Annotated in this window: 24 protein-coding genes; 14 read left to right on the top strand and 10 right to left on the bottom strand. The window is 69.1% G+C overall.

Features of this window, described 5'->3' with window-relative positions:
* Window positions 1–9: 9 nt before the first annotated feature.
* Window positions 10–882, bottom strand: coding sequence for an AsnC family transcriptional regulator (locus ACFV15_RS15955; protein WP_378351192.1), 873 nt, complete (start codon window positions 880–882; stop codon window positions 10–12).
* Window positions 883–979: 97 nt separating this feature from the next.
* Window positions 980–1,393 (bottom strand): hypothetical protein, encoded by a 414-nt coding sequence (locus ACFV15_RS15960; RefSeq protein WP_378351193.1) that lies wholly within the window; start codon window positions 1,391–1,393, stop codon window positions 980–982.
* 54 nt (window positions 1,394–1,447) lie between these two features.
* On the opposite strand from ACFV15_RS15960, the gene ACFV15_RS15965 reads away from it, so the two are divergent.
* Both ACFV15_RS15965 and ACFV15_RS15970 read left to right on the top strand, forming a co-directional pair.
* Window positions 1,448–1,990 (top strand): TetR/AcrR family transcriptional regulator, encoded by a 543-nt coding sequence (locus tag ACFV15_RS15965; protein WP_378351194.1) that lies wholly within the window; start codon window positions 1,448–1,450, stop codon window positions 1,988–1,990.
* Window positions 1,991–2,020: 30 nt separating this feature from the next.
* Window positions 2,021–2,506 (top strand): hypothetical protein, encoded by a 486-nt coding sequence (locus tag ACFV15_RS15970; RefSeq protein WP_378351195.1) that lies wholly within the window; start codon window positions 2,021–2,023, stop codon window positions 2,504–2,506.
* On the opposite strand, the gene ACFV15_RS15975 is transcribed toward ACFV15_RS15970, so the two are convergent.
* Window positions 2,474–3,958, bottom strand: coding sequence for a sensor histidine kinase (locus tag ACFV15_RS15975; protein ID WP_378351196.1), 1,485 nt, complete (start codon window positions 3,956–3,958; stop codon window positions 2,474–2,476). The two genes, ACFV15_RS15970 and ACFV15_RS15975, sit on opposite strands and share 33 nt — an antisense overlap.
* The gene (locus ACFV15_RS15980; RefSeq protein ID WP_378351197.1) at window positions 3,951–4,625 is read right to left on the bottom strand and encodes a response regulator transcription factor; all 675 of its coding nucleotides are present in this window, start codon (window positions 4,623–4,625) and stop codon (window positions 3,951–3,953) included. The genes ACFV15_RS15975 and ACFV15_RS15980 overlap by 8 nt, the downstream gene beginning before the upstream one ends.
* Window positions 4,626–4,718: 93 nt before the next feature.
* Between ACFV15_RS15980 and ACFV15_RS15985 the strand changes: the two genes are divergently transcribed.
* Together ACFV15_RS15985 and ACFV15_RS15990 are read left to right on the top strand one after the other, a co-directional pair.
* Window positions 4,719–5,456 carry an ABC transporter ATP-binding protein gene (locus ACFV15_RS15985; RefSeq protein WP_378351198.1) on the top strand — a complete coding sequence of 246 codons (738 nt, stop codon included), beginning with the start codon at window positions 4,719–4,721 and terminating at the stop codon, window positions 5,454–5,456.
* Window positions 5,453–7,915 carry an ABC transporter permease gene (locus ACFV15_RS15990; RefSeq protein WP_378351199.1) on the top strand — a complete coding sequence of 821 codons (2,463 nt, stop codon included), beginning with the start codon at window positions 5,453–5,455 and terminating at the stop codon, window positions 7,913–7,915. Before ACFV15_RS15985 ends, ACFV15_RS15990 begins: the two co-directional genes overlap by 4 nt.
* Window positions 7,916–7,953: 38 nt before the next feature.
* On the opposite strand, the gene fusA is transcribed toward ACFV15_RS15990, so the two are convergent.
* Window positions 7,954–9,909, bottom strand: coding sequence for an elongation factor G (gene fusA, locus ACFV15_RS15995; RefSeq protein ID WP_378351200.1), 1,956 nt, complete (start codon window positions 9,907–9,909; stop codon window positions 7,954–7,956).
* Window positions 9,910–10,234: 325 nt separating this feature from the next.
* Between fusA and ACFV15_RS16000 the strand changes: the two genes are divergently transcribed.
* Window positions 10,235–11,785, top strand: a complete 1,551-nt coding sequence (locus ACFV15_RS16000) for an alpha/beta fold hydrolase (protein ID WP_378351201.1) — start codon at window positions 10,235–10,237, stop codon at window positions 11,783–11,785.
* A 3-nt stretch (window positions 11,786–11,788) separates the two neighbouring features.
* Here the strand turns inward: ACFV15_RS16000 and ACFV15_RS16005 are convergent, their stop codons facing one another.
* The 4 genes from ACFV15_RS16005 to ACFV15_RS16020 form a co-directional block, all read right to left on the bottom strand.
* Complete coding sequence (locus tag ACFV15_RS16005) at window positions 11,789–12,103, bottom strand: MmcQ/YjbR family DNA-binding protein (RefSeq protein WP_378351230.1); 315 nt, start codon at window positions 12,101–12,103, stop codon at window positions 11,789–11,791.
* A gap of 34 nt (window positions 12,104–12,137) precedes the next feature.
* Window positions 12,138–13,298, bottom strand: a complete 1,161-nt coding sequence (locus tag ACFV15_RS16010) for a glycoside hydrolase family 3 N-terminal domain-containing protein (RefSeq protein ID WP_378351202.1) — start codon at window positions 13,296–13,298, stop codon at window positions 12,138–12,140.
* Between the two features lie 71 nt (window positions 13,299–13,369).
* Window positions 13,370–13,846, bottom strand: a complete 477-nt coding sequence (locus ACFV15_RS16015) for a cupin domain-containing protein (RefSeq protein WP_378351203.1) — start codon at window positions 13,844–13,846, stop codon at window positions 13,370–13,372.
* A complete protein-coding gene (locus tag ACFV15_RS16020; RefSeq protein ID WP_378351204.1) occupies window positions 13,836–16,670 on the bottom strand; it encodes an ATP-binding protein in 2,835 nt (944 codons plus the stop codon). The genes ACFV15_RS16015 and ACFV15_RS16020 overlap by 11 nt, the downstream gene beginning before the upstream one ends.
* Before the next feature lie 151 nt (window positions 16,671–16,821).
* On the opposite strand from ACFV15_RS16020, the gene ACFV15_RS16025 reads away from it, so the two are divergent.
* The 3 genes from ACFV15_RS16025 to ACFV15_RS16035 all read left to right on the top strand — a co-directional run bounded on the left by ACFV15_RS16025 (window position 16,822) and on the right by ACFV15_RS16035 (window position 18,375).
* On the top strand, window positions 16,822–17,298 hold the full coding sequence (locus tag ACFV15_RS16025; RefSeq protein WP_378351205.1) for a nitroreductase family deazaflavin-dependent oxidoreductase: 477 nt from the start codon (window positions 16,822–16,824) through the stop codon (window positions 17,296–17,298).
* Window positions 17,299–17,411: 113 nt separating this feature from the next.
* Window positions 17,412–17,636, top strand: coding sequence for a hypothetical protein (locus ACFV15_RS16030; protein WP_378351206.1), 225 nt, complete (start codon window positions 17,412–17,414; stop codon window positions 17,634–17,636).
* Window positions 17,637–18,084: 448 nt separating this feature from the next.
* A complete protein-coding gene (locus ACFV15_RS16035; RefSeq protein ID WP_378351207.1) occupies window positions 18,085–18,375 on the top strand; it encodes a hypothetical protein in 291 nt (96 codons plus the stop codon).
* 146 nt (window positions 18,376–18,521) lie between these two features.
* Here ACFV15_RS16035 and ACFV15_RS16040 read toward each other — a convergent pair whose 3' ends face one another.
* Window positions 18,522–18,725: a hypothetical protein gene (locus ACFV15_RS16040; protein WP_378351208.1), complete on the bottom strand. Its 204-nt coding sequence runs from the start codon at window positions 18,723–18,725 to the stop codon at window positions 18,522–18,524.
* A gap of 207 nt (window positions 18,726–18,932) precedes the next feature.
* On the opposite strand from ACFV15_RS16040, the gene ACFV15_RS16045 reads away from it, so the two are divergent.
* The 6 genes from ACFV15_RS16045 to ACFV15_RS16070 all read left to right on the top strand — a co-directional run bounded on the left by ACFV15_RS16045 (window position 18,933) and on the right by ACFV15_RS16070 (window position 25,537).
* The gene (locus ACFV15_RS16045; protein ID WP_378351209.1) at window positions 18,933–19,109 is read left to right on the top strand and encodes a hypothetical protein; all 177 of its coding nucleotides are present in this window, start codon (window positions 18,933–18,935) and stop codon (window positions 19,107–19,109) included.
* A gap of 182 nt (window positions 19,110–19,291) precedes the next feature.
* Window positions 19,292–21,202, top strand: coding sequence for an FAD/NAD(P)-binding protein (locus tag ACFV15_RS16050; RefSeq protein ID WP_378351210.1), 1,911 nt, complete (start codon window positions 19,292–19,294; stop codon window positions 21,200–21,202).
* Window positions 21,203–21,333: 131 nt separating this feature from the next.
* Window positions 21,334–22,635: a lysine N(6)-hydroxylase/L-ornithine N(5)-oxygenase family protein gene (locus ACFV15_RS16055; protein WP_378351211.1), complete on the top strand. Its 1,302-nt coding sequence runs from the start codon at window positions 21,334–21,336 to the stop codon at window positions 22,633–22,635.
* Between the two features lie 15 nt (window positions 22,636–22,650).
* Window positions 22,651–23,004: a cupin domain-containing protein gene (locus tag ACFV15_RS16060; RefSeq protein ID WP_378351212.1), complete on the top strand. Its 354-nt coding sequence runs from the start codon at window positions 22,651–22,653 to the stop codon at window positions 23,002–23,004.
* Window positions 23,001–24,560 (top strand): class I tRNA ligase family protein, encoded by a 1,560-nt coding sequence (locus tag ACFV15_RS16065; protein ID WP_378351213.1) that lies wholly within the window; start codon window positions 23,001–23,003, stop codon window positions 24,558–24,560. The genes ACFV15_RS16060 and ACFV15_RS16065 overlap by 4 nt, the downstream gene beginning before the upstream one ends.
* Before the next feature lie 11 nt (window positions 24,561–24,571).
* A complete protein-coding gene (locus ACFV15_RS16070; RefSeq protein WP_378351214.1) occupies window positions 24,572–25,537 on the top strand; it encodes a TauD/TfdA family dioxygenase in 966 nt (321 codons plus the stop codon).

Raw genomic sequence — 25,537 nt, forward strand, 5'->3', positions numbered from 1 at the left:
CCGTACCACTCACGACCCCGCTTCACCAAGCCGGACGCAGACCATGCCCAGGTGGTCGGCGACCGTCTGGGCGGTGGCCAGGTAGCCGTCCTCGAGCCGGGTTTTGGCGTCGAAGCACAGCTCCAGCACGCCGACGACCCGATCCCCGTGCCGCATCGGCAAAGCCAGCGACGTGACGAAGCCTTCCGCCTTCACGGCCGGGTCGGTCCGGGCGTCGGCCTCCAGCACATGCCGACCCGACTCGATCACCGCGGCACGCGCACCCGCATACTCGGCCGACAGCCCTCGCGCCCGCGTGCCGCCGCCGACCGCCGACGCCAGCGCCCGGTCCGCGGACAGTCCCTCGGTCGCCAGCACGCACGCCTCGTCGAGCAGCTCGTCGACGGACCCGATGGCGTGGCTGCTCACCACGAACCCACCGACCAGCTCGGTGTCGACGACCGGCCCGTCCGGCGACGGCTTGTCGATCTGCCGGAACTCGGTCACCAGATGGCAGGTCACGGCCTCCTTCACGCCATCGAGCCCCTCGACCTCGCGCACGAAGAACTCGAGCGCCTGCGTGTCGTCGGTGAACGCCGCCTCGACCACCACGTCGAAAGCCCCGTTCGCCAGATGCACGTGGTCGACCTGAGGCCGTTCCACCAGCGCGGCCGCCACGTCGAAACGACGCCCGGGCAGCGCGTGTACCCCGAAGAGCATCCGGCTCGGCCGCTCCCCGCGCGCGACCACGACCTCGAACCGGATCAGCCCGGTCGCGACCAGCTGGGACACCCTGGAGCGGATGGTCTTCTCGGAAACCCCCAGCTCACGGGCCAGCGCGACGTTGGTCGTCCGCGCGTCGGCCTGGAGAAGCTCGACGATACGGCGGTCGAGGTCGTCCATGTTCTGTCCCTTACCCGCCGAGAACCACCCGGCTTGCTCCGTTGGTCTACCGTGATTCGGCATCCTACGCCGAAAATCGGAGCACAGTCGAGTGCGCCTAACCGACCCCGAGCGCCGCGAGCAGCACCGAGAAGTAGGCGACGGGGGCGAGTATCGCGTGGATCATCGAGGCGGGCCGTTTGCCTGACAGCACGTCGCGGGCAGCACCTAGGTAGTTCCGGACCAGCGAGCCGGAGGACACGGAATGACGGGCACGCCAGCCGCGGACCAGGAGCGTGTCGCCCAGCGCGTTGGTGGCGGTGAGCACCACGAACACCGCCCAGGCAAGCAAAGCCGGTCGCCCCACGACCAGGTAAGCGATCCACAGGGCCAGCGAAACCGACGCCGTGGCGATGTGGAAGTACACGAGCGGCGGCAGGCTTCCGGCAGAGCGACCGAGCCAGCGCACGAACATGAAGACGCCCACGAGAGCGTTGAGGATCAGCGCGACGAGCGCGACTGCTGCGGTCATCACCGCACGGTACTACGTTCATAGTGCCCTTGTCACTACGTTTATAGTGTCGGGGTGACTTCGAAGAGGGAGCGCGCACTCGGCGCGGCGGTCGATCTGCTCGGCACCGAGGGGCTGCGCGCGCTCACTCACGCCAGGGTCGACGAGCGAGCGGAACTGCCCAAGGGATCGACCTCCAACTACTTCCGCACGCGCGCGGCACTGCTCGAGGGCGTGGTCGACTGGATGGTGCGCCAGGAGTCACCGACGGTCGGCGCCGCGCTCGACGTCAGGACGGCCGATGAGCTGGTGGAGGAGCTGGCCCGGCTGTTCGAGTTCATGATGGGCCCCAACCGGGTCGTCACCACCGCCCGGATGGTGCTGCGGCTGGAAGCGGGCCACGACCCCGCGCTGCGCCAGGCGCTCGCCCGCGGCGGCGCCGCGATGACCGACCTCGTCGTGCCGGTGCTGGCGCGGCTCGGCGCCTCGGAACCGCAGCTCGCCGCCACCGCGATCGGGGTGTGCGGCCAGGGATTCTTCGTGCAGGCCATCGCCGGGGGCACCACCCCGGATCCACGGCCTGTTCTCGGCGTCGTCGTGCGGGGAGCACTCGCCTGACTCCCGTGGTAAACAGGAGCGGGGGTGCTCATGACTGTGGATCCGCGGTTCGAGAAGCTGCTCGCCGAGCGCGGGCTGCTCGATCTCGACGGCTTGATGCGGCACGACGGCTACTACGCCGAGCTACCGCTGTTCACCGAACCCGCTCAAGTGTCCTTCCTGGACGGACTTCCGCCAGAGGACCGCAACCGGGCAGCGGTCCGCGCGGCCGTCGCGCATCTCGGCCGGATCATCGACCACGCCAAGGCGGACTTCGCCGCGGCCGTCACCGTGACCGGCTGGGACCACGAGGCGACACCCCACTTCTGGCTGGCCAATCCGAGCCACGGCGTGTTCGGCTTCCTCCGGGTCGATCCGCCGGGCGAGGGCAGCAAGGTGGTCGAGGGCTGGCTGGACCACGACCCCGGCTACACGCTGAACGACGAGATCCCGCGAGTGCCCGCCGAGACCTGGCGTGACCGGGTTTTCGTCCAGCGCAACGACTTACTGTTCCCCCGGCACGTCCGCTTGGGGTAGCCGCGCGACCAGACGGGCTCCTCTCTGGCTGTCCTCCACACGCAGCGATCCGCCATGCCGGACCGCGATGTCGCGGGCGAGCGTGAGCCCGAGGCCTGAGCCGCCCGCGTCGCGAGCGCGAGCGTCGTCAAGACGGGCGAACCGGTCGAAGACGCGTTCGCGGTCCGCCACCGCGATACCGGGCCCGTCGTCGAGCACTTCGAGCACGACCTCGCCGGAAGAAACCCCCACGGACACGGTGACCGAGGACTCCGCGTGCCGCGCCGCGTTGTCGAGCAGGTTGCGCAGCAAGCGTTCCAGCTGCACGGGCTCGCCGGACACGACCGCCGGTCCGTCCACATAGGACCTGTTTACCGGGCCCGGCTGGAGTGCGCGTTCGGCGACCTGTTCGGCCACCACGTCGGCGAGGTCGACGCGGCCGGACGGCGCGGGGACCTCGGCGGTGAGCTGCAACAGGTCGGCCGTGATGCGTTGCAGGCGCTGGACATCGAGCAGCGACCGCTGCGCGACCTCGGGCCAGTCGGCCCGATCCGGGTGCGTGAGCGCGACCTCCAGGCCCGCACGCAGGCTCGCGAGCGGGCTGCGCAACTCGTGACTCGCGTCCGCGACGAAGCGTTCCTGTTGCGCATGCGCGTGTTCGAGCCGGTCGAGAGTGGTGTTGGTCGTCTCGGCCAGCCTGGCGATCTCGTCACGGGACCGCGGCACCGGCACACGCCTGCCGAGCTGGCTGCCGCTGACCTCGGCCAGCCCGCGGCGGATCGCCTCCACCGGGCGCAGCGCGCGGCCGGCCGTGAACCAGGCGACCAGGCCGGTCAGCAGCACCGCGATCGGCGCGAAGACCTTCAGGGTGTCGTCGAGCGTTTTGACGATACGGAGGGTTTCCCACGGCATGACGAACAAGTACAGCGTGAGCCGCTGCGGTTTCCCGTCGCTCGCACCCGCGAGCCCGGTGTCCAGCCGGTCACCCTGACGCCCGAGCGGTTCGATCAGGTCGGCCGGGACACCCTCGACGACCCGGCCCAGCACCGTGTAGGTGCGGTACTCGCGCCAATCCGGGTGCGTTCCTGGCCGCAGCGTGGCCTTCGTGGTGGTCGACCAGTCGGGGGGCGCCTGGGCGGGCGCCGGCGGGAGCGGTGTCCATTGAGGATCCAGCTGATGCAGCTCGCGGCTGCTGATCACCGGCTGCCCGGAGTCCGTGACCACCTCGAACAGCGCCCCACCCGAGGAAATCGCGGCGGACAACGCGGTCCGCCCGCTCCCTGCCGAGCCGACGCGGTAGGCGTCGGCCATCCGGTCGAGCTGGGTCGCGGTGTTGCTGATGGCGCCGGAGCTCAGCTGGGCCCGCATGAACTCGCGCATGCCGAACCAGCCCAGCGAGAACACCGACAAGGACAGCAGCACGGCCGCCAGCGTGGTGCTGCGGCGGACCGACACCGGCCACCAGCTACTCATCGGCCACCAGCCGGTAGCCGACGCCGCGCACGGTCGCGATGGTGCGCCGCCCGAACGGCGCGTCCAGCTTGCGGCGCAACGCGCTCACGTAGACCTCGACGATGTTCGGGTCGCCCTGGAACGCCATGTCCCACACCTGTTCCAGTATCTCGTTCTTCGCCGCGACCTGGCCGTCGTGGCGCAGCAGGCATTCGAGCACCGCGAACTCCTTGGTGGTCAACGTGACCGGGCGCCCCGCGCGCTGACAGGTCCGCTTCGCCGAGTCGAGCACCAGGTCACCGAACACGAGGGTCGCGGACGACCCCGCACCGCCGCGCCGGGTGAGCGCGCGCAGGCGAGCGCCGAGCACGACGTACGAGAACGGCTTGCTCAGGAAGTCGTCGGCGCCGGTGTCGAGCGCCTCCGCCTCGTCGTACTCGCCGTTCTTCGCGGTGAGCATGAGGATCGGGGTGGTGATCCCGAGTTCACGCAGCGCCGCGCAGACGCGGTAGCCGTTGAGCTTCGGCAGCATGATGTCGAGCACGATCACCTGATACGGGTACAGCCGCGCCAGTTCGAGCCCTTCCTCGCCGTCGTGGGCGAGATCCACGGCGTACCCGTCGGCCTCGAGGCCCCATTGGAGCGTCTCGGCCAGCCGCTTCTCGTCCTCCACCACCAGCACCCGCATGAGAGCGATCTTCGCAGATGACCGCGCGCGATCCTGAAACGTTCTTCAGGATCTTTCAGGAACCATTCAGACGTGTTTCGCCATGCTCACCGCATGCATGGAAACACAACCGCCGCGGTCGGCGTGTCGGACGTCGTGAAGACCTACGGCAGGGGTGACGCCGCGGTGCGCGCGCTCGATCACGTGACGCTCGACTTCGCCGCACGCCGGTTCACCGCGATCATGGGGCCGTCCGGATCGGGGAAATCGACACTGATGCACTGTCTCGCCGGACTGGACACTGTGGACGCCGGGACCGTCCGAATCGGACCGACCTCGCTCACCGGGCTCTCCGACGCCGCGTTGACCAGGCTGCGGCAGCAGCGGGTCGGGTTCGTCTTCCAGTCGTTCAACCTGCTGCCGACCATGTCGGCCGAGGACAACATCCTGCTCGGCCTCCGGCTCGCGGGCCGCAAGCCCGATCCGGCGTGGTTCGCCACGGTCGTCGACGCGCTGGGCCTGCGCCAACGGCTGCGGCACAAGCCGGGCGAGCTCTCGGGCGGCCAGCAGCAGCGGGTGGCGTGCGCCCGCGCGCTGATGGGCAAGCCGGACGTCGTGTTCGCCGACGAGCCGACCGGCAGCCTTGATTCGCGGTCCAGCGCCGAGGTGCTCGGTTTCCTGCGCACCTCGGTCACCGATCTCGGCCAGACCGTGGTGATGGTGACCCACGACCCGGTCGCCGCGTCCTACGCCGACCACGGCGTGCTGCTCGCCGATGGCCGCGTCGCCACCCACCTCGCCTCCCCCAGCGCCGACGCCGTCCTCGCCGCGCTCACCGGCCTGGGGGCATGATGCTGCGCACCGTCATCGCCGGGTTGAAGGCCCGGCCGCTGCGGCTGCTGCTCTCGGCCGTCGCCATCGCGCTCGGCGTGGCGTTCGTGGCCGGGTCGTTCGTGCTCTCCGACGCGGTCGGCGCCGGGCTGCGCGCGGCCGTCGCCGTCGACACGCGCGGGGTCGACGCCTCCATCAGCAGCAAGAAAGGCCCGCTCGACGCCGCGCTGCTGGACAAGGTCAGGCACGTGCCCGGTGTCGCCGCGGCGGAAGCCCGCGTGACGGTGAGCGCTCCCGTGCGTGACACGGCAGGCCACCTGAAGGACTCGGGGGCCACGGCGCTGACCGCCGATGAGCGGCTACGCCCGTTCGACCTCGCCACGGGCCGTTTCCCCGCCACCGCAAGCGAAATCGCGATGGCCGAGGAAGCCGCCCGCGATCGCGCGCTCGGCTCCCCGGTCACCGTCATCGACGCGCAGGGCGGGTCGCACACCTTCACCCTCGTCGGCACCTTCAGCAGGCCGACGGACGCGGGCATCGGCGCGCCCCCGCTGCTCCTGCTGCCCGAAGCGATGCGGGAACTGGCGCCCGACTCGGAAATAGGCCGCATCGTGGTGCGCGCGGAACCCGGGATCAGCGCCCAGCGGCTCGTCACCGACCTCAAGGGCGCGATCGACGGCGTCGACGTGGTCACCGGGAAGACGGCGGCCGGGCTGCTGCTGTCCCAGGCCGCGTCGTATTCGGCGGGGCTGGCCAAGTTCTTCACCATGTTCGCGGTGCTCGCGATGGTCGTGGCCGCGATGGTGATCACCAACTCGTTCACCATCCTGGTCACCCAGCGAGCGCGCGAGTCGGCTTTGCTGCGCTGTATCGGCGCGGGGAAACGGCAGGTGTTCACCGGCGTGCTCGCGGAAGCCGCGGTGGTCGGCGCGGTCGCTTCGGTGGTGGGACTGGCAGGCGGTTTCGGCGTGGCCGCCGCACTGCAGTCGGTCGCGGCGCCCGAGTCACCCGTCTACCTCCCGCTGACCGTGCGGACCGTCGTCGCAGCCCTGTCTCTCGGCGTGCTGGTGACGATGCTGGCCGCGGCGATCCCGGCGTGGTCTGCCACCCGGGTGGCGCCCGTCGAGGCGCTGCGGACGCCGGTGGAAGGCAAGACCGGCCGCACGAGCCGGGCCAGGGTGGTGCTCGCGGCCGCGCTGCTGGCAGGCGCGATCTCCGCGGTCGTGCTCTCGTTCGGCACCGAGGCGGAGACGGGCGTCGCGCTCTCGATCGCGGCGATGGTCGCGTTGCTCGGCGCGACGCTGGCCATCGGGCCGCTGCTCGCCGGTCCGGTGATGCGGATGCTGGGCGCGGTGTTCGCCCCGGTGCTCGGCCAGCCGGCGAAACTCGCGGCGCTCAACGCCGACCGCAACCCGAAGCGCACCGCGGCCAGCGCCGCCGCGCTCACCATCGGGCTCGCCGTCGTCTCGCTGACGACCACGGTGATGGCCGGTGTCGAAGCGGGCCAGAACAGCGCACTCGACGAGCAGCTGAAGGCCGGTTTCGTCGTCTCGTCGGTCTCAGTGAAACCGCTGCCGCCGACGCTTGCCGACACGCTCGCCGCGGTCCCAGGAGTCGAGGCCGCCGCGCCGCGAACCACGTTCTCAAGCGAACTGGGTTCGCAAGGCGCTTGGCAACTGGCGGCGGTGCGCGGCGACGCCGTCGGCAGCATCCTGCGGCCCGCGGTCATCGCGGGCAACCTCGATCGCCTCGGTCCCGGTGAGCTTGCGATGAGCAGTCAGCTCGCCAAGTACACGGGGTCGTCTGTCGGCGACACCATCCAGGCGGGCTCGGTCCCGTTACGGGTCGTCGCCGTTTACGACGCGGTCAGCGCCCCCGGCGTCGACCTTGGCCTCGGGCTCGTCGACCTGGCCCAGATGCCCGCGATCGCTTACCGCGACGAGACCCACGACGACAGCATCCTGGTCAAGGCCCCGCCGAGCGCGCGGGCAGCGCTTGAGAAGGCACTTGAGGCCGCGCCACTCGCCAAGCTGACCAGCGTCGACGAGCTCAAAGACCAGGCCTCGGAGAAGATACGCAGCACGTTGAACCTGATGTGGGCGCTGACCGCGCTGGCCGTGCTGATCGCGTTCGCCGGTATCGCGAACACGCTCTCGCTGTCCGTGCTGGAACGCACCCGCGAGTCGGCGCTGCTGCGCGCGCTCGGCCTGACCAGGGGCGGGCTCGGCGCCGCGCTGGCCACGGAGTCGGTGTTCATCGCGCTGCTCGGCGCGGCCTGCGGCCTGGTGCTCGGCATCGGCTCGGCCTGGCTGATCACCGAGGTGGCCCAGTCCGCCGGGCAGCCGCTGCTGTTCACGCTGCCGTGGGGCAGGCTCGGGGTATTGCTCGGCGCCGCCGTACTGGCCGCGCCACTCGCCGCGCTGCTGCCGGCGCGACGGGCGGCTCGCGGTTCACTCACGGCCGGGATGGCCGAGCAGTGACGGATGGCCCCGCCCGCGTCGCGAACGGGGCCATCCTTTTACTTGGCGGGCACGTAGCCGGTCGGCCGGGCGGTGAACGTGCCCCGGCCTTGCGTCCGGCTTCGCAGCCGGTTCGCGAACCCGAACAGCTCGGCCAGCGGGACGGCGGCCGTCACGACCACCGTCCCCGCCTTCGCGACCGAGGCCGCGATCCGGCCGCGGCGCGCGGCCAGGTCACCGAGCACGCCGCCGACCATGTCGTCCGGCGCCGTGACGGTGACCTCGGCGACCGGCTCCAGCAGCTCCATTTCGCTGGCACGCAAGGCTTCCCGCAGCGCGAACCGGCCCGCGGCGCGGAACGCCATGTCCGACGAGTCCTTCGGATGGGTCGCACCGTCGGTCAGGGTGACGAGCAGCCCGGTGACCGGATGGCCACCGAGCGGTCCCTCACTCAGCGCGTCCCGGCAGCCCGCCTCGACCGCGCGGACGTACTCGCGCGGCACCCGGCCGCCGACGACGGCCGAGCGGAACTCGAAGCCGGTTTCCAGCGGCTCGACCTCCAGCACGACATGCGCGAACTGCCCGGCGCCGCCTTCTTGCTTCACATGGCGGTAGAGCAGCCCGGACACGCCACGCGCGACCGTTTCCCGATAGGACACCCGAGGCCTGCCGACGCTGACGTCCAGCCCGCGGGCGCGGCGGATCTTCTCCACCGCGACCTCGAGATGCAGCTCGCCCCTGCCGGACAGCAGCGTCTGCCCGGTCTCGGGGTCGCCACGCACGACCAGCGACGGGTCCTCCTCGGCCAGCTGAGCCAGCGCGGCCAGCAGCCGTTCGGTGTCGGTGCCCCGGCGGGCCTCGACCGCCATGGAGACGACCGGCTCGGCGACCGCCGCCGGTTCCAGCAGCAGCGGAGCGTCCGGCGCGCACAGCGTCGCGCCCGCCCGCGCGCCCTTGACCCCGGCCACCGCGACGATGTCACCGGCCACCGCGCGGTCCAGCTCGGTGTGCCGGTCGGCACGCATCCGCAGGATCCTGGCGACGCGTTCGGTGCGCCGCGCGCCCACGTCCAGCACCGTGGTCCCCTTTCCGATCGTTCCCGAATAGACCCGCAGGTACGTCAACCGCCCCGTGGGGCCCGAAACGACCTTGAACACCAACGCCGCGAACGGCTCCGCCGACTTGTCTTGCGGAGCCGGCAGGTAGGCCACGATCGCGTCGAGCAGCGGCTCGATACCGCGGTTGCGATACGCCGAGCCGCACAGCACCACCAGGCCGTCGCCGGAAAGCGTGAGCTCGCGCAGCGCGGTTTCGAGTGTCTGGGCGGAGATCGTGGCTTCCGCACAGAACTCCTCCAGTGCCTTCGCGTGCAGCTCGGCCACTGCTTCCTCCAGCAGCCGACGACGCCGCTTTGCCTCGTCGAGCAGCGTCTCGGGTATCGGTCCCTCGTCGGCCTGCTCATCGACCCAGGTCAGTGCCCGCATGCGAACGAGATCGATGACGCCCGTGAACTCGTCCTCGGCACCGATCGGCACCTGGACCACGAGCGGCGCCGGATGCAGCCGCTCCCGGATCGACGCCACGGCCGTGTCGAGATCGGCGCCGGCCCGGTCCAGCTTGTTGACGAACGCGATCCGCGGCACGCCATGCCGATCGGCCTGCCGCCACACGGACTCGCTTTGCGGCTCGACCCCGGCGACGGCGTCGAACACGGCGACCGCGCCGTCGAGCACCCGCAGCGAGCGTTCCACCTCGTCGGCGAAGTCGATATGGCCTGGCGTGTCTATCAAGTTGAGGCGATGGCCCGCCCAGGCACAGGTGACGGCCGCGGCGAAAATGGTGATGCCGCGGTCGCGTTCCTGGGAATCGAAATCCGTGACGGTGGTGCCGTCGTGGACCTCACCCCGTTTGTGGATGGTTCCGGTCGCATAGAGGATCCGTTCGGTGATGGTGGTTTTTCCGGCGTCGACGTGGGCCAGAATGCCCAGGTTGCGGACGTGGTCGTGTTCGCGCATGGCACAGCGCCTTCCGGGCTGATCCGAGAAAAAGGGCAGCGCGATTCCGCGACCGGCCCTCAGACAGGGCTCGGCACGGATTCCGGTGAAAGCCGCGCAGCGGTCACCGGGCGCGCGAAGACGCCAGAATCACCACGTACCGCGAACGGGGAGCACGAACAGCCTGGTGACGACACATGGCTTGGCTCCCTTCAGGTTCGAGCGAAGTGTAGTGACCACACGTCCTTGCGCGGAAACGCTTTTAACGACGTGTCCTGGGTCACATCGAGAACCCGCGGCGCGAGACCAGGCGTCTGGCGGAAGAGAATCACGAGACAGGAGCCCCATGCGCGCAACGATGGTCGTGGCGATACTGCTGGCCACCTCGGCGACGATCCCACCGGCGTACGCCGCCGACCCGCTCGAGTGGAAGCTGTGCAAGGACATCGCCCGCAACTGGAAACCCGCCGACGACCAGCGCACCGAATGCACCATGGTCGCGGTCCCCGTCGACTACGCGAAGCCGGGCGGACGCCGCATCACCATCGCGGTGAGCCGGGTCAAGGCCGCGCAGAGCACAGGCGCGATCCTGATCAACCCAGGCGGGCCAGGCGGCGCGGGTACCAGAACCCCCTACAAGGTAAGGGATTCCCAAGCCGGAGCCATCGGCGCCGACCACGACCTGATCGGCTTCGACCCGCGCGGAGTCGACTACAGCGCGAACATCTCCTGCCCATCGCTGCCCGAGGACAACGAGGAGCCGCCCGCGTCCTGGTCGGACAAGGCGAAGGCCAAGTTCATCTTCGACCGCAAGGGCCGCTTCAATCGTCGCTGCGCGCTGAGCGACCCGGAGTTCACCGCGAATCTCACCACCGACAACATCGCCCGCGACATGGACCAGATCAGAATCGCGCTGGGCCAAGAGAAAATCGGCTTCCTCGGCATCTCGTGGGGCACCGCGCTCGGAGCGAGCTACCGCACCCAATTCGACGCCCACGTCGACAAAATGCTCCTGGATTCGGTCATGCCGGCCACCTTCGACCTCACCGAGATCGACGACGAGCAGACCGCCGCGGCCGAGGCGAACTTCCACGACTTCGCCTCCTGGATCTCCCGCTACGACCAAGTTTTCCACTTCGGCACCACGCAGACCTCGGTCACGAAATCCCTCATGAAGCTGAGGCAGACGCTGACAGACCACCCACGCGTGATCGGACGAGCGACGATCGACGGCGACACCGTCACCGCCATGATGCTCGCGAGCCGCCAATACTGGCCCAGGGACGCGAAAGCCATGGCCGTACTCCGCGACGGCGGAATCCCGGAGGGCTTCGAGCCCGCCGCGCTCGCGGCACGCATGGCCGACGGCCCCGTCAGCGGCACCGGTTACGACACCCCGCCCCGCGGCCTGAACCGCTTCCAGCAGACCGCGGTCATCTGCAATGAGGCCTCCGGCATCCGCGACTTCCCTGCCCTCTGGCGAACCAAGCAGGCCCGTTCGAAGCAGTACCCGATCGCCGGTTCGTTCGCCTCTTGGGACGGCCGGTGCGCTGACTGGCCGTTCACGCCACGGCAGTGGAACTTCAAGCCGGGCACCAGTCCGCTGCAGCTTTCGGGCCACACCTACGAGTCGACCACGCCGATCGGCTGGGCCCTCTCGATGCGCGACCGGATCGGCGGGGCACTGCTGACCGTCGAGGACGACGTGCACGGGTCGTTGCTCGGCTTGCCTTGCGGGACGAAGGTCGTGGACTTCTTCGCGACCGGGAAGACGACAGCCGACGCTTGCCCCGGGGTGCCTGTGCCCGGCCCGGATCTCGGCACGCCCGCGGCTTTGCCGGACCTGCCCGGCGTTCAGGAGATCGATCCATATCGGACAGACGCCGAGCGAAGGTAGCTGTCACCAGGGCAGCGGCGCCTCGGCGACCAGCTCCTCCGGGGCCGACAGCCGCCACGCCTCGTAGACCAGCTCGAACAGCTCGTCGGCCTCGATACCCTCCAGCTGGACGACCACCCAGCCGAACCCGCCTGCCGTGAACTGCTCCTCGAACACGTCCGGCCGCTCGGCGATCAGCGCCTGCTGCTCGGACAGCGTCTGCTTCAGGCCGACGGTCTGGGTCCGCGGCCAGTAGTAGCCGAAACGCTTGCCGCGCACGCTGAACGACGTGTACTCGCTGCCTTCCCCGCGCTGGACGTCGGCGAGGGCGTCGACCATCCGCTGGAACTCATCACTGCGCACCCGTGCCTCCTCAGCAAGCCTGTTTCGCGTTAAGCACCCTAAGAAGCGCTTCATGGATCCGATCGCCGGTCAGCTCGCCGGTCGAGGCGGCCTTCTCAAGCCTGTCGAGCACGTCGCCGACGCGCCCGCCCGAAGACCACAGCGCCTGGTCGGCGCCCGCGACCAGCGCTTGGACGACCGCCGTCGGCAACGGGTAGCGGGCGCTGATGGCCCGCATCGCGCCGAGATCGTCGGTGATGACGGGTCCGTCGAAGTGGTAGTCCGTGCGGAGCAGCCGGTACGCGGGCTCGGCCAGCGAGGCGGGCTTCCCCGCGGTCAGGCCGGGCACGGCGACATGGCCGACCATCACCGCGGCGCCGTCGAACTCGGCGATCGCCTGGTACGGGACGAGGTCGTCGCGGCGCAGCGTGGCGAGCGGCGGAGTGACGACCGTGCCCTGGTGGCTGTCACCGCTGGCATGCCCGTGACCAGGGAAATGCTTGAACACCGGTTGAATCCCCGCCGCACGCAGGCCCTCGGCGAACGCGAACGCGTAAGCACGGACGACCTCGGGATCGGGGCTGAACGAGCGGTCGCCGATGACCGCGCCATCCGGCTGATCGCTGACGTCGACGTCCGGCGCGTAGTCGACGGTGACACCGCGCGCCCGCAGCGCCCGGCCCCGCTCGGCGCCGAGCGCCTTCACCTCGTCGGGGCTCATGGTCCGCGCCATCTTCCGCGCGCTCGGGAGGTCACCGTCGAGCGCGTCGATGCGCTGCACGCGGCCGCCTTCTTCGTCGACCGCGACGGACACCGGCACGGTCGCGGCCGCCTGGACGGCGCTCAGCGCGTTGCCGCGGAGCAGCGCGGTCGCGTTGCCGCCGATGAAGATGCCGCCGATCTGCTCGGCGCGGACCAGGTCGGCGGCCGCGCGGGGGTTCGACGGGTCGACGCCGACGACCACGAGCTGCGCGAGCCGGCGCCGCGGCGGCATGTCGGCGATCACCTTCTCGCACCCGGTCGGCGCCGCCTCGACGGAAGGCGTGGGCTCTGGCGACGGAACGGAGCTCGCGGTGGACGGCGGGACCTGCGTGATCGGAACCGGCGCGGGTGCCTGAGCGGGCACCGGGGCGGCGCAGCCGGTCAGCACCGCGGCCAGCGTGAGCAGGCCGAGCAGTTCCGTTCGCCTCATCTGAGCGTGGTGTTCCCTCGTCGCGATCGTCTACGGACGACGCTCAGGGTGTCACACCGACGCCACCGCGGTCATGCCCCTTCGACGCTCCCCGGCGGCAGGAAGTCGACGTCGTGCGCGGCGGCGAGCCGGACGACCTCTTCCGGGTCCTCCAGATTGTGCAGCTTGTCGAACAGCTCAGCCAGCTTGCCTGCCGGGCTCACCCAGAACAGCGCGCGAGTCGGCACGTCGCCGCGGTTGTAGTAGGCGTGCGGCAGGTTCCGGGGCATGAGCACGGTGTCACCCGGCCCCGCCGTCTCCCACTGGCCGTCGAGATACAGCGTGAACACGCCGTCCAGCACGTAGATGTGCTCATCTTGTCCGGGGTGCACATGCGGCGGCACCCCGGTGCCCGGCGGATCGAACGTCTCGAACGCGAAGCTCGACTCGCTCGCCGCCTTCATGTAGTAGGTGTGGCCGAGCACGTTCCACACCGTCTTCCGCATCCCCTCGTTGGCGAGGGTGATCCCCTTCGGCAACGCGCCCAGCACGATCTCATCACCGGTCATGGCACGACTCGACCACGCGGACCGCGTCCCGCACAAGCGCGCTCGCCCGCGGATCGCACTGGCGTTCGGCGTCTTCGGCGGCGGCGAGAAGCGTTTCGCGGTACGGAAATCCACCGCGCGCGAGTTGAATCGCCTGGCTGCAGCGGTTGCGCACCGAATGAGCGGCGAGCCCGACCCGCAACAGCCCGTCCGCCGCCCTGCCGTAAAGGGCGGCGGCGCGCTCGGCAAGTTCGCCCCTTCGGGCATCGGCCGCCCGCTCGGCCTGTCTCTCGCATTGGCGCGCCTGGCATTCCGCCATCCACGCGACCGCCTCGGGATTGCTCCGCCACCACGGCGTCCGCTCCAGCTCCGCCAGCCTGAGGGAAGCGGTGAACTCGTCACCGTCGCAGAGATGCAAGCGCGCGATCCAGCCGAGCAGCGGCGCTTCGGCCTCGCCGAGATCCAGCGAACAGACCAGGCTTCGCGCGGCTTCACCCTCACATCTGGCCCTGGTGACCTGGCCCATGCCCTCGTAGGTCCGGCTGAGCCAGAGCCGCGCGCGATGCTCACCCCAGCCGTCACCGGACCGCCGGTAGTGGCCGATGCTGGTGGTCAGCGTGTCCACCGCCTGCTCGAACTCGCCTCGCATGGCCTGTCCGAGGCCTTTGACGTTGTGCCCGCAGGCCAGCAGCCACGCGTCACCCAGCCTCGTGGCGAGCTCGATGGAGCGCGTGATCCACTCGTCGCCCTCGGCGTGGTCGTTGTCGCGGTAGTAGGCGAAAGCACCGACGAACAGGCACACCGTGTACTCGGGCCCGTCGGTCAGCCCCAGCCGTTCCAAGATCTCCTTGGCCTGCTCGCCGTGCCCGCGCGCCTCCGGCTCGGTGACCCCGACCGCACCGAGATGGCAGGTCCAGATGAGCGCGCGGGCACGCAGGAGGGGCTCCTGCTGATCCGGCGTGATGTCGAGCGCGCGCAGCAGCCCAGGCCAGCCGAACACCCGCTCCCCGCGCATCCACAGGTACCAGCCGAGTGCGTCCACCATGCGCAACGCGATCTCGTGGCGTCCGTTGCGGCAGGCGAAGTCGAAGGCGGCACGCAGGTTGTCGTCCTCCCGTTCGAGCGTGGCGATGGCCACGCCCTGCGCGCCGGAATGCAACGCCGTGCCGAGCCTGCGCGCCAGATCCTGATACAGCTCGGCATGGTGACCGGCGGTCTCGTGGGCCAGTCCGATCTTTTCGAGGCGCACCATGCCGTACTCGCGCAGCGTCTCGAGCATCCGGTACCGCATCGCGCCCGCTTCGCCGGGAGTCGCCTGCAGCAACGACTTGTCGACCAGGCGCACGACGTGCTCGACCATCGCGCCGGGCTCGATCCCCAGCCTGGCCCCGAGTTCGGTGGCCTCATCGAGCCGGAATCCGCCGCGGAACACCGCCAGCGCGATGAACGCGGCCCGCGCATGCTCGTCCAGCAGGTGAAAGCTCCAATCGACGACCGCCTCCAGCGTCCGATGCCTCGGTGTCGTGCGCGACCCGCAGGCCAGCAGCCGGAACCGATCCGCCAGCAGTGCCGAGAGCTGGGCAGGCGTGAGCGCGCGCACGCGGGCGGCGGCGAGCTCGATCGGGAGCGGCAGCCCGTCGAGTCCACGGCAGATCGCCGCGACCTCGCGGCCGTTCGCCGCGGTGAGCGTGAAGCCCGGATCCGCCGCACGGGCCCGGTCAACGAACAGGCGCACCGCCGCATAGCCGAGCAGGTCGTCCTCGTGTTCGGGCGGGACGTCCAGCGGCCCGACGGGGAACGTCGCCTCGCCGTCGATGCCGAGCGCCTCACGGCTCGTCGTCAGCAGCACGGTGTCCGTGGTCCTGGTCAACAACGTCTCGGCGACCGTCGCGACGTCGTCGAGCAACTGCTCGCAATTGTCGAGCAACAGCAGGACCCGCTGTTTCACCAGGCTGGCGACCAGCGCGTCGGCAGCGGGCCCCGAAGCTGGCGGCCCCGACGAGCTGCGCGTCGCGAGCTGGAGGCCGGTGAGCAGTGCCCGGCACAGGTCGTCGCCCGCCTGATATCCACCGAGATCGATGAAGTGAGCGCCGTCCGCGCACACCGGATCACCGCCATCGATCAAGGCATGCATGGTCTCGACCGCCAACCGGGTCTTCCCGGTGCCGCCCGGCCCGATCAGCGTGACCAGACGGGAGCCGCGGACCAGCCCCCGCAGCTTCTCGACCTCGGCCTGCCTGCCGACGAACGAGCTCGGCGGCCGCACCCGGCCGGTGCACGCGGGTGGCTGGTCGCGTGGCGGCTGTTCACCCGGAAGCCGGATCCAGCCGGTGGTCGAAGTCTCCTTCACTTTGACCGGAATTTGCGCGAATTCGGCGGGATCAACGAGATCGGGAGCATGTTTGAGCACATCGTGATAAACACGATCCGAGACAATCAACGCGACCAGCGCATCGGAATTGTCGAGCGCGCCGCGCAAAGGCGGCGCCTCCAGCAACCGGAAGACATGATTGACCGCCGCGCCGACAATGCCGTGCTCGTCGCTGTGCACCTCACCCGAATGCAGGCCGACCCGCAGCCGGATACTCGCGACCTCGCTGGACAGCTCGTTGTGCTTGCGCAGCCCCGCTCTCAGCCAGTCCACCAGCGAAGACGCCAACAGGGACTCGGGCGTTCCGGCCGGGACCACCACGATCGCGCCATCGCCGCGATCCTCGACATAACACTTTTCCAGCGGTATGCCGCACCGCTGGAAACAATCCGAAAGCAAGCCGTAAAGCGCTTTACGGACATACCGCAGAACATGGTCGCTGCGGCCGCTGAATGACGCGATATCCACCGCCACCAGCGCACAATGCCCAGCTGGTTCTGATCTTGACACAGAGCGACCGCCCTCCCGTTCGGTCCACACTCGGTAACAGTGTATCGGCCCGCTAGTCCGAACGCGCGCATACGGACACAAAGAGTCACTAATCGATCTTCGCTAAGGTCACGGCATGACAGGTTTGCGCGGTGTGTTCGCCGGTTTCGGCAAGAGCAAGGCATTCGCCGTGCTCGGCAAGGCCCTGGTTCCCGCTGACCGGGTACTACTCCGCGTCAGCGGCGGCCGCTTCGGCGTCGGCAGCGCGGTCGGCCTGCGCACACTGCTGCTCACCACGATCGGCCGCAAGACCGGCGAGCCACGCCAGGTCCCCCTGCTCTACGTCGAGCGCGACGGCGGTTACATCGTGATCGGCTCCAACTGGGGCGGCGAAAGCCACCCGGCCTGGTCGGCGAACCTGCTGGCCGAGCCCCGCGCGACCGTCTCGATCGCCGGGCGCGCCGTGCCGGTCACCGGCAGGCTCCTCGAAGGCGACGAGCGCGAGCGAATGTGGAACGCGGTCGCCGAGTACTGGCCTGCCTACGACCGCTACGCCGACCGCGCCGCGCACCGCGAGATCCGGGTGTTCCTGCTCAGCGAACGGCCCGCCTGATCTCCCGGGATTGCACCGATCCCTGTAATCCCAACAAAAAATAGTTCGACCGGCCAGCCGCCTGGCCGATCGGCCGACTCTTCACCCCATCCGCCGCTGCCACAGTGGCGGTCATGATGATCAAGAAGTTCCTCAGCCCGTTACTGGCAGGCCTGGTCCTCATCCCGGTCATGCCGGGCGTCTCGTCAGCGGACACCTTGCCGTGGCGGCCGTGCCGCGAGATCGCGAACCAGTGGGCTCCCGACGACGATCGCTCCGAGTGCGCCATGGTGACCGTCCCGGTCGACCACACCGAACCCGGCGGCCGCACCTTCGAACTCGCGATCAGCCGCATCTAGGCCACCGGCCGCCGCGACGGCGTCATCCTGCTCAACCCCGGCGGCCCCGGAGGATCCGGAATGGACATGCCGCGGCGCATGCTGCACTCGAAAGCGGCCGGAATCGGCGTCCACCACGATCTTGTCGGCTTCGCGCCACGTGGTATCGGCTACAGCAGGGGCCGGGGATGCCCCCGTGACCCCAAGCGCACAGCCGTCCCCAGGCCGGCGCGAGCATCATGAGCAGGCAGTCACACCGGGACCGGTCCCCCGGTGATCGTCCTACGCTCCCCGCATGAAACCGCTCCGCGCCCTGGTCGGGCTCTTCGCGCTGTCGTTGGCAGGGTGCAGTCCCGTGCCTCAGCAGACCAGCCCGGTGCCGTTCACACCGTCCGCACCCCAGCCATCGTCATCGACCCAGGCAGCTCCGTCGTCCACACCGGCCAAAGCGCTGCCGACCATCGCGGACATGCCGGACGAAGGCCGCAACTTCGGCTCGTGCAAGGACGGGAAGTGCCGGGTGCATGTCAAGCCCGGCGACCGCATCACGACCCCGGTCGAGGTGGGCGGTACGACACTGCGGATCAAGGCGATCGAGCCGGGATCGGTCACCTTCGAGCAAACGGGTTTCGGGGGCGGGACATTCACCGCGACCGTTTTTGACACTGGCTCGGGAACTGGGCTGGGCGGCGGCGATCGGTATTCGATCGGATTCTTCGAAATCAGTGAGGGTCAGGCGATTCTGCAGATCGATGCCTGAATGTCACGGCCGTGATGGCCGGGAGGGTTTTCTTTCGACTGCGGCGGGCTAGGAATTCACCGCGCGGATCGCTGTGAACCAGCTCATCGCCGCGGCGGACAGAGCCGAGTGGCGGACAGAGCCGAGGAGCGGGTGGTGGTGCGGGTTCACCAGTGGGTGTCGTCGGAGCCCCAGTGGGTGTCGGCGACGCACTCGGTGCCGTTCCAGTGGGTGTCGGCGGCGCAGACCGGGTCACCGGCGGTGTTCCAGTGGGTGTCGGCCGAGGCGCTGGGGGCGAAGGCCGAGAGGAAGGCGAGGCCTGCGATGGCGGTGGCGGCTGCGGTGGCGGCGAGTTTGCGGGTGATGTTCATGATGTTCTCCCTGGTGTCTTGCCTGGTCCGGGGTGTTCCGGCCGGGCTGAAACCAGTTGACGCCCGCGCGGTATCGACGGGCTTCCGGTGCGCTTTCCCCGGACCGATAGGCGGCCGATAGCGGGTCCAAAGCGGCGCTGGGGACAGTGGTCACATCGCGGAGGACAGAGCACTGGGGCCGCGAACGCCGCAGACGAGGGAGACGTCATGAACACACGGAGGCGCACCGTCCCGACGGACCTGGCGGCACTGGCCGCGGGGGTCACCGAGAACACCATCCGGAAGTGGGCGAGCCGGGGCAAGCTCACCCGCTACGGCACCCCCGGCAGGGCCGAATACGACCTCGACGAACTGTTCGGGATCGTGGCGGCGAAGGCCGCGTAGAACACCACATACAAATGGCATGGGGACAGCGATTCCACGCTGCCCTCATGCCATTTTTCGCGCCCACATAAAAGCCGAAACAATCTTGACCGAAATGGTTGACAACTCCATTCACGCGGTGTCACGCTTTTCCCACGGCACAGTCGTGTCCAAATCCGGCAGAACGAGACTGGGGAGAAGTCATGCCTGCTGCAGATCCGCTGACGGTCGTCATCGTCGGCGCCGGGCCGCGTGGCACCGGCGTGCTCGAGCGGCTGCTGGTCAATGTCGGCGAGCTCATGCCCGACCGAGAGCTGCACGTCCACCTGGTCGACCCGTACCCACCGGGCGCAGGCCGGGTGTGGCGGGAGGACCAGTCGCCATTGATGTGGATGAACGCGACCGCCGAGAACGTCACCATGTTCCCCGACGACACCTGCCTGCTCGAGGGGCCGCTGCGGACCGGGCCGTCGCTCGCCGAATGGGCGGCCGCGCACGACGGCGGCTGTGACCCGGCCACCTTCGCGAGCCGGAACACCCAGGGCCGGTATCTCGCCTGGGTACTGGAAAAGATCGTCGCCGAGGCGCCGGAGCAGGTCACCGTCACGGTGCATCCGACGACCGCCGTCCGGCTCGAACGGCTCGAAAGCGGGCGCGAGCGGCTGCGGCTGGCCAAGGGCGGCGTGCTCTACCCGGACGCGGTCGTGCTGGCGCTGGGGCACCTCGAGGTCGAGCCGGACAAGCAGGAGCGCGCGCTGTCCGATTTCGCCGCGCGGCACGGGTTGCACTACGTGCCGCCCTCCTACACCGTCGATGTCGACTGGTCGGACCTCGCGCCGGGCGAACCCGTGCTCGTGCGCGGGCTCGGGCTCGCGTTCATCGACCTGATGGCGTTGCTGACCGAAGGCCGCGGCGGACGGTACGAAACCACCGACAACGGGCTCAGCTACGTGAAGTCCGGCCAGGAGCCGGTGCTCTACGTCGGATCGCGCCGCGGTGTGCCCTATCGCGCCAAGATGAGCTACCGGCTCAGCGGCGCGCCCGCTCCGCTGCCGTGGTTCTTCGACGGGAACACCGTCGACAACCGGTTCACCTTCCAGAAGGACCTCGACTTCTACGCCCACCTCTGGCCGTCGATGGCGAAGGAAGTCGGCTGGGGCCACTACCACGAGCTGTTCCAGTCGCATCCGGATCGGGTCACGGTGTCCTGGGCGGACTTCGCGGAGGTCTACACCGCACTCGACTGGGGCGGCCCCGAAATGCGGCGGCTGATCGAGTCGAGCGTGCCCGACCCCGAAGACCGGCTCGACTTCGAGAGTCTCGACGGGCCGTTGAGCGGCCTGGAGTTCGCGGGTTTCGAGCAGCTGCAGAAGCACCTGGCCGAGCACATCGAGGCCGATGTCACCCGCAGAGGGGATGCCGCGCACAGCGCGGATCTTGGTGCTTTCCAAGCACTTTGGTCCGTTCACGGTGAAATGTCCACAGTGCTCGCCGGCGGCAAGCTCACCGCGCGCAGTCAGGTAGAGGACCTGAGCGGCTGGTGGTCCGGTTTCTTCGACTACGTCGGCAGCGGGCCGCCCGGCGAGCGGCTGGAACAGTTGCTGGCACTCACGAAGGCCGGGATCGTCCGGTTCCTCGGCGCGGGCACCTGGGTGACCGCGGACGAGCGGCGCGGCGTTTTCCGTGGCGGTGGCTACAACTCGGAGCACACCGTCGAGGCGAAGACGCTGGTCGAGGCCAGGCTGCCGCGCTCGACGCTGCGCGACTGCTCGGATCCGTTGCTGCGCGGGCTGTACGAGGACGGCGCCGCGATGGAGCACCAGGTGTCCGACGAGGACGGATTCGAGCACAGTTCGGGCGTACTGCACGTTTCGCCCCACGACTTCCGGATCCTCGACCGCGCGGGACGGCCGCAGGACGGGCGCTACGCACTGGGCCCGTACACGAACGTCAGTCACTTCGCGACATTCGCGAGGCCGAGGAAGAACGCGCTCTCGTTCCGGCAGAACGACACGCTCGTGCGCGGGCTGCTCGGCCACCTGCTGGGAATCGATCATGGAAAACAACAAGATCAAGAAGGAACTGAAACAATTCAGCCGCGCCTTGCGGCCTAACGAATTGGTGCGTTCGGCCCATTCTGCGCGAGCGGGAGATCAAGTTGTACGCAGCCGCCGATTTCCTTGCTATCGTTCCTGCCCACTGGGACGAACACCGATTCGCGGGGCCATTTGAAACTGGGGAGCGGATGACTCATCGTGCACTCGAACTGCTCGCCATCGGCGGAGGGCCTGCCAACCTGGCCCTCGCCATAGCCATTGAAGAATTAGCGCCGGATGACCTGTCCGAGCGATCCTTGGTGATCGAACGTAACGAAACGGTCGCCTGGCAGCGGGGAATGCTGCTGCCCGAGGCGCAGAGCCAGGTTTCCTTCCTGAAAGACCTGGTCACGCTGCGCAACCCGCGCAGCAAATTCTCGTTCGTCAACTATCTCCACTCGATCGGCAGACTCAACGAGTTCATCAACATGGGCAATTTCTGGCCCTATCGCGTGGAGATGTCCGACTATCACCAGTGGGTGGCCAATTCACTGGAAAAAGTCCGACTGGAATGCGCGCGGGAGTGTCAGGAGATCGAGCCCCAGCGTGACTCCGAAGGCACGCTGACCGGCTGGGTCACCCACCTCGCGGACGGTTCGACGATCGGCAGCCGCTATTTGGTCGTCGGTGCCGGGCGGGACCCGCATATCCCGCCGGTATTCGCCGGGTTGCCCAATGATCGGATCATTCACAGCACCCAGTATCTGCCGCGGATCGCCGGGCTGCCCGGCGATGTGCCATACCGGGTGGTGGTCGTCGGCGGCGCGCAGAGCGCGGCGGAGATGTTCGACGCGGTCGGCTCCGACCTGCCCGGCTGTCACCGGACGCTGGTGATGCGCTCGATCGGGTTGAAGACCTACGAGAACAGCAAGTTCACCAACGAGCTGTACTTCCCCTCGGCGGTCGACGACTTCTTCGACGCGCCACCGCCCGCCCGCGAGCAGATCCTGCGCGAGATGCACATCAGCAACTACTCGGGGCTGGCCGCGTCCACCTTGGACGATCTCTACCGGCAGGTGTATCTCGACCGGATGTCCGGCAAGCGCAGGCTCCGCATCGAGACGATGACCGACATCACCGCGGCGCGCGACGAGGGCGGCGAGGTCGTGCTCGAGCTGGCCGACCGCCGGACCGGCACGGTCGAGGAGCTCCGCTGCGACCTGGTGCTGCTCGGCACCGGGTTCGTCAGGGAGATGCCGAAAATGGTGCGCGACCTGGCCGCCTCACTGGGCCTCGAGAAGATCGAGGTCACCAGGGACTACCGGCTCAAGATGCCGGGCCAGGCGGACGCGGCCTGCTACCTGCAGGGCGTGAACGAGGCCACGCACGGTATCGGCGACTCGCTGCTGAGCATGCTCGCCGCGCGCGGGTCCGACATCGCGCACGACATCCTCGCCGATCGCGCCGGCCGCGCGGTCACGCTGACTTCCACCTCGGTAACGGCCAACTAGAGGGAGAAACGGACAGTGGAGATTCGCAAGCTCGACCGGGAACGGCTGGGGCCGGACAACAACCATTCCCAGCGCCTGGTCCCGTGGGACGCGCTCAACGCGCCGTTCGAGGGCGCGTGGAACGTGATCCGCCCCGGCACCTCGTCGGTCAAGCACGCTCACCACGAGTACGAGATCTTCATCGCGATCTCGGGCAAGGCGATCCTCGAATCGCAGGGCGAGCGCACCGAGTTCGTGCCCGGCGACGTGGTGCACTTCCCGCCGCACACCGATCACCAGGTGATCAACGACGGCGACGAGGACTTCCAGATGTACTCGGTCTGGTGGGACAAGGACATGACCGAGCGCTTCGCCGAGCGTGACCGGTGAGCGAGCGCAAGGCGATCGTCATCGACACGCCGCCGACGTCGAACGGCGATCTGCACGTCGGGCATCTGGCGGGCCCGTTCATGGCGGCCGACGTGCACGCGCGGTACCTGCGTGCGCTGGGCCGTCCGGTGGTGTTCTCGAGTGGAACCGATGACAGCCAAACGTACGTACTGGCCAGCGCGCGGCGCAAAGGTCTCACTCCCGAAAACCTTTGTGGACAGTCGTGGCACGACATCAAGCAGACCCTGGTCGACATGGGGATCTCGCTCGACGGGTTCGCGCCCTACGACGACCGCTACCGCGCGTCGTCGCTGAACTTCGTCACCGCGCTGCACGCGGCCGGGAAGTTCCGGCTCAAGAAGGTGCTGCTGCCTTACTCCGAGCGCGACGGCGAGTTCCTCGTCGAAGGCCTGGTGTGCGGGTACTGCCCGGTCTGCCTGGTGGAGAGCCGGGGCGGGCTGTGCGAGAGCTGCGGGCACCCGAACAACTTCGACGAACTGCTCCAGCCGAGGTCCACTGTGGACCCCGAGGACGTGGTCACGCACCGGGAAGCCGAAATTCTCGTGCTGCCCATGGAGGAGTACCGCGAGCAGCTGATCGCGTACTACGCGGAGAAGCGCGAGCGGCTGCGCCCGCACACGATCGGTCTCGTCGACGAGCTGCTCGCGAAGCCGTTGCCGGACTTCCCGATCACGTACCCGATCTCGTGGGGTATCCCGGCGCCCTTCCCGGAGACGGAGGGCCAGGTGCTCAACGCCTGGGTCGAAGGGATCCCGGCGGTGATGTACTGCACCGCGTACGCCGCCGAGCAGCTCGGCGAGAAGCACGATGACGACCATGAACTCTGGCGCGCGGAGCACGACGCCGAGGTCATCTACTTCATCGGCTTCGACAACGTGTACTTCTGGGGCCTCACGCATCTGGCGCTGATCATGGCGCACGAGGGCAAGTACGTGGTGCCGGACACGATCATCTCCAACGAGTTCTACGAGCTGGAGAACGACAAGTTCTCGACCAGCCTCGGGCACGTGCTGTACACGAAGGACCTGCTCAAAGAGGTGCCGAGGGATCTGATCCGGTTCTATCTCGCGGTCAGCTGCCCCGAGCACCAGCGCACCAACTTCAGCCGCGAGGGACTGGACAAGGTCGCCGGGCGGCGGCTCGCCGAGCCGTGGAACCGGCTGGCGAACCAGCTCGCCAAGGCGGTCGCTGAATCGGGTGTCGAGGGACGTGAATTGCCGGTCTCCGCCGACGCCCGGCAGCGCGCGGAAGCGGTGCTCTCGCGGTTCCGGATCTGCTATGAGCTTTCCGGCTACAGCCTGACCAGGGCGGCCGACCTGATCGTCGCGCAGCTCGACCGGCTCAACCGTGAGGCGCTGCGATCAGAACAGCTCGGTGACCTGTTCTACGAGGTCCGCGCACTGGTCTGCGGCGCCTCGCCGATCCTGATCGACCTCGCCGCCGCCGTAGCGGAAGCGGGCGGCTTCGGCATCACGATGGATGCGCCCGCCCTGTACGCGATGGCCCCGTTCGACCTTCCGCTCATAGGTGACTAGGGGATTCACAGATGTCAGTGGCCACACACGCTCCGACGTCCGAAGTGATACTGAGAGCGAACGACACCGCGGAGTTCGAGCAGGTGACGCGCGCGCTCGGCGCCGGAGAGGTCGACGACCCCGGCTGGGTCGCGCACGCCAGGAGCGGCTGGGACCTGCTGCCGCTGGCGCTGCGCCGGTCGCTGCGGGAGTTCCGCAGGCATTCCGGGCCGCGCGGCGCGCTGCTGGTGCGCGGGGTGCCGATCGGCGATCCCGGCGTGACCCCGTCGGTGCCGGGCTCGGTCGAACGCTCGGCCACGGTCTCGGCGGCCTCGCTGGTGCTGGTCGCCTGCGGGCTGGGTGACCCGGCCGCGTTCAAGGCCGAGAAGTCGGGCGCGCTGGTGCAGAACGTGGTGCCGGTGCCCGGCCAGGAGGAGATGCAGGGCAACTCGGGCTCGGTGCTGCTCTCGTTCCACAACGAGAACGCGTTCCACGAACATCGGCCGGACTTCGTGATGCTGCTGTGCCTGCGCGCCGACCCTGACCGGGTCGCCGGGCTGCGCACGGCGTGCATCCGCGAGGTGCTGCCACTGCTCAGTTCCGAAACGCGGGAAGCCTTGTTCCACGAGGAGTTCGTGACCGAGCCGCCGCCGTCCTTCGGCGGGTCGGACGGCGCGACCGCGCCACACGCGGTGCTGTTCGGCGCGGCGGACGACCCGGACATGCGGGTCGACCTCGCGGCGACGACCCCGCTGACCCCGCGTGCCGTCGCGGCGCTCGCCGAGCTCGGCGAGGCGTTCGCGTCCGGCGCCTCGGCCACCAAGCTGGAGCCGGGCGATCTGGCCATTGTGGACAATCGGGTGACGGTGCACGGGCGCACCGCCTTCCGGCCGCGCTACGACGGGTCCGACCGCTGGCTGCAACGCACGTTCGTGGCCGCCGACGTCCGGCGGTCGCGTGATCACCGGCCCGGTGACGGGTACGTCCTCATTCGCTGA

This window comes from Amycolatopsis sp. NPDC059657 (genome assembly GCF_042734395.1).
GTDB lineage: Bacteria > Actinomycetota > Actinomycetes > Mycobacteriales > Pseudonocardiaceae > Amycolatopsis.